Raw genomic sequence first — 3,596 nt, 5'->3', positions numbered from 1 at the left:
AGGGCTTGTACCAACCGCTGGATTTGCAAATTGCCAAATGCCGCATCAGCGTGGCGGTGCGCTCAGGTTTTGACTATGCCAACATGGTCAAAAAAGGCTCGCGCCTGACCGTGGCGACCAAATACGTGGCGATTTCACGCGAGTTTTTTGCCAGCAAAGGCGTGCACGTGGACCTGATCAAGCTCTACGGCAGCATGGAACTGGCGCCGCTGGTGGGTATGGCGGATGCCATCGTCGATCTGGTCTCCACCGGCAACACCCTCAAGGCCAACCAGCTGGTGGAGGTGGAGCACATCATGGACATCAGCTCGCGCCTGGTGGTGAACCAGGCCGCGCTGAAACTCAAGCAGGCGCCTATTCGACGCATCATTGATGCGTTTGAGTCGGCGGTGAGGTAGTAAATTCTTTGTGGAGGTATCGCTATGAACACATTGACTCGGCTGCTTGGTGTGATTGATGCATTGCGGTTTTTGAATCAGTTTCAAGTCGGTAGCGGCGACTACACCGTGGAGCGTGTGCAGCTTGCAAAAGACGACACAGTCAAAAGCGTCATTGTTGGCATCAAAGTGCACCGAGAACGTTAAACCTAACTTCTCAACTCAATTGTTATTTTCTGGATGTCCATTTGCCTTAAGCAACCAAAATGAATTCAATAGCTACTCCCGCCCGTCTTTTAACCGCTAGCGCCACTTTTGACGCAGACTTCAAAGCCCGCCTGCACTGGTCGGCCGACACCGATGCCGGCATTGAGCAGCGCGTGGCCGACATCCTGGCAGACGTGCAGCAGCGTGGTGATGCCGCCGTGCTGGACTACACCGCACGCTTTGATGGCTTGCAAGCCGAGTCCATGGCAGCACTGGAGCTGACCCAAGCCGAACTCAAAGTCGCTTTCGACGCATTGCCAGATGACCAGCGCCAAGCCCTGCAAGCCGCAGCTGCCAGTGTGCGCAGCTACCATGAAGCCCAGCGCAAAGCCAGCGGCGAGAGCTGGAGCTACCGCGACGCAGACGGCACTTTGCTAGGGCAAAAAGTCACGCCGCTGGATCGCGTCGGCATTTACGTGCCCGGTGGCAAAGCTGCTTACCCCAGCAGCGTGTTGATGAACGCCATCCCGGCGCATGTGGCCGGTGTCGGTGAGATCATCATGGTGGTGCCCACGCCTGTGCGCGGCAGCGTGGCCAGTGGAGGCACAGGCGCGGCATCTGATGCCAAGCCTGAAGTCAACACGCTGGTGCTGGCTGCGGCTTATGTGGCTGGCGTGACCCGAGCCTTCACCATTGGCGGCGCCCAAGCGGTGGCGGCGCTGGCTTACGGCACGGCCACCGTGCCCAAGGTGGACAAGATCACCGGCCCCGGCAACGCCTATGTGGCCAGCGCCAAGAAGCGTGTGTTTGGCGTGGTCGGCATCGACATGATCGCCGGGCCGAGTGAAATTCTGGTGCTGGCCGACGGCAGCACGCCGCCCGACTGGGTGGCGATGGATCTGTTCAGCCAGGCCGAGCACGACGAACTCGCGCAGAGCATTTTGCTGTGTCCGCACAAAGCGTACATCGACCAAGTCCAAACCAGTATCGACCGCTTGCTGCCCGAGATGCCCAGGCGCGAGATCATTGTCAAGTCGCTCAGCGGCCGCGGCGCGCTGATCCATACCCGCAGCATGGAAGAAGCCTGCGCCATCAGCAACCGCATCGCCCCGGAGCACCTGGAAGTCTCCAGCCGCGAGCCGCACCGCTGGGAGCCACTGCTCAAACACGCCGGCGCCATCTTTCTGGGTGCGTACACCAGCGAAAGCCTGGGCGACTATTGCGCCGGGCCCAACCACGTGCTGCCCACCAGCGGCACCGCGCGCTTTTCGTCGCCGCTGGGCGTGTACGACTTTCAAAAGCGCAGCAGCCTGATCGAGGTGAGCGAGGCGGGCGCGCAAACGCTGGGTCAGATTGCGTCGGTGTTGGCCCATGGCGAAGGCTTGCAAGCCCACGCACGGGCCGCCGAGATGCGTCTGAAACAAGGGTAAACCTTGGTTGTTTTTCAGGCTTTGTTGACCTGCGACATGGGTTTTTGCCGGCCAATGTGGCCCAATGGACGCGTTGATTTCAGCAAGGAGAGCAAGCCCCCATGTCACAGACCACTCTTGCGTGCACGCCCAGTTCGGAAGACATCGATTCACTGCTGGCGCGTTACCAGCGTGACCCTCATGCCCTGGTGCAAATCCTGCGTGAGTTGCAAGCCATGCGTGGCTGGGTGCCGCGCCCGGCACTTGACCAGATTGCCCGATCGCTTGGGCTGACCTTGGCGCATGTGGAAGGCGTGGCCGGCTTTTACCGGTTTTTTCACTTGCAACCGGTCGGCCAGTTCCGCATCCTGTTCAGCGACAACATCACCGACCGCATGGGCGGCAGCGAAGAAATGCTGCGCCACCTGTGCCATTTGCTCAAAGTGCGTCCGGGCCAGATGCGTGAAGACGGCCGCGTCAGCGTGACTACTACCTCGTGCACCGGTTTGTGCGATCAGGGTCCTGCACTGCTGGTCAACCATCACCACGTGGTGACGCGCCTGACCCCGGCGCGCATTGACCACCTGGCCACGCTGATTGAGCAAAACACGCCGCCCGGCCAATGGCCTGCTGACTGGTCGCGGGTCGATGAAAACATTCAGCGTGCCGACGTCAAGCTCGGCGTGCAGCCCGAGCCTGGGCAGGCGCTGGCCGCGGCGTTGGCGCGCGGTTCGCAAGCGATGCTCGACGAGCTCAAGCGTGCCAAGCTGCGCGGCCGTGGCGGGGCCGGTTATGCCACCGGTACCAAATGGCAGCTGTGCCGCAACGCCCCGGGCGAAACACGTTACGTGGTCTGCAACGCCGACGAAGGCGAACCCGGCACGTTCAAGGACCGGGTGCTGCTGATGCACAGCTTTGACGCGGTGGTGGAGGGTATGACGATTGGCGCACTGGTGGTGGGCGCGCGTCAGGGCCTTATTTACCTGCGCGGTGAATACCGCTTTTTGCTCGACCATCTGCAAACGGTATTGCAACGCCGCCGCGAAGCCGGGTTGCTGGGTGCGGCGATTCTTGGGCAGGCCGGGTTTGACTTTGACATCACCATCCACCTGGGTGCCGGGGCTTACGTGTGCGGTGAAGAGTCGGCGCTGATCGAATCGCTTGAAGGGCAGCGCGGAACGCCGCGCATCCGCCCACCTTTTCCGGTCGAGAGCGGTTACCTGGGGCAGCCCACAACCGTCAATAACGTTGAAACCTTGTGTGCGGTGGCGCACATTGCGCTGCACGGCGCAGACTGGTGGCGCGGTATTGGCACGGCGCAGTCCACCGGCACCAAGATTCACTCGGTCTCGGGCGACTGTGAGCGCCCCGGCATTTACGAATACCCGTTTGGTACGCGCATTGGCCGCATTCTGGAAGACTGTGGCGCGCGCAACACGCAGGCGGTGCAGGTGGGCGGGCCCTCAGGCGTGTGCCTGTCGGCCTCGGAATTTGGTCGTCACATCGGCTTTGAGGACGTGCACACCGCAGGCGCTTTCATGGTGTTTGACCGCAGTCGTGACATGTTTGAAGTGGCGCTCAACTTTGCCCAGTTTTTTGCCCA

At 61.2% G+C, this 3,596-nt stretch carries 4 protein-coding genes; all 4 read left to right on the top strand.

What is annotated here, in order from left to right; genetic code table 11:
* On the top strand, positions 1–398 hold a 398-nt coding region (gene hisG, locus PHT20_RS16405; RefSeq protein ID WP_301021373.1), incomplete at its 5' end, for an ATP phosphoribosyltransferase.
* Between the two features lie 24 nt (positions 399–422).
* Positions 423–584: a hypothetical protein gene (locus PHT20_RS16400; protein WP_301021372.1), complete on the top strand. Its 162-nt coding sequence runs from the start codon at positions 423–425 to the stop codon at positions 582–584.
* Positions 585–643: 59 nt separating this feature from the next.
* A complete protein-coding gene (gene hisD, locus PHT20_RS16395; RefSeq protein WP_301021371.1) occupies positions 644–2,014 on the top strand; it encodes a histidinol dehydrogenase in 1,371 nt (456 codons plus the stop codon).
* Between the two features lie 101 nt (positions 2,015–2,115).
* On the top strand, positions 2,116–3,596 hold a 1,481-nt coding region (locus PHT20_RS16390), incomplete at its 3' end, for an NAD(P)H-dependent oxidoreductase subunit E (RefSeq protein WP_301021370.1).

The organism is Rhodoferax sp. (assembly GCF_028715765.1).
GTDB lineage: Bacteria > Pseudomonadota > Gammaproteobacteria > Burkholderiales > Burkholderiaceae_C > Rhodoferax.
This window is presented reverse-complemented; position numbering and strand designations above follow the sequence as displayed.

Excerpts from the sequence above, each read along its gene's own strand:
- PHT20_RS16400 (WP_301021372.1), top strand. The coding sequence starts at position 423 with ATGAACACATTGACTCGGCTGCTTGGTGTGATTGATGCATTGCGGTTT.
- hisD (WP_301021371.1), top strand. The coding sequence starts at position 644 with ATGAATTCAATAGCTACTCCCGCCCGTCTTTTAACCGCTAGCGCCACT.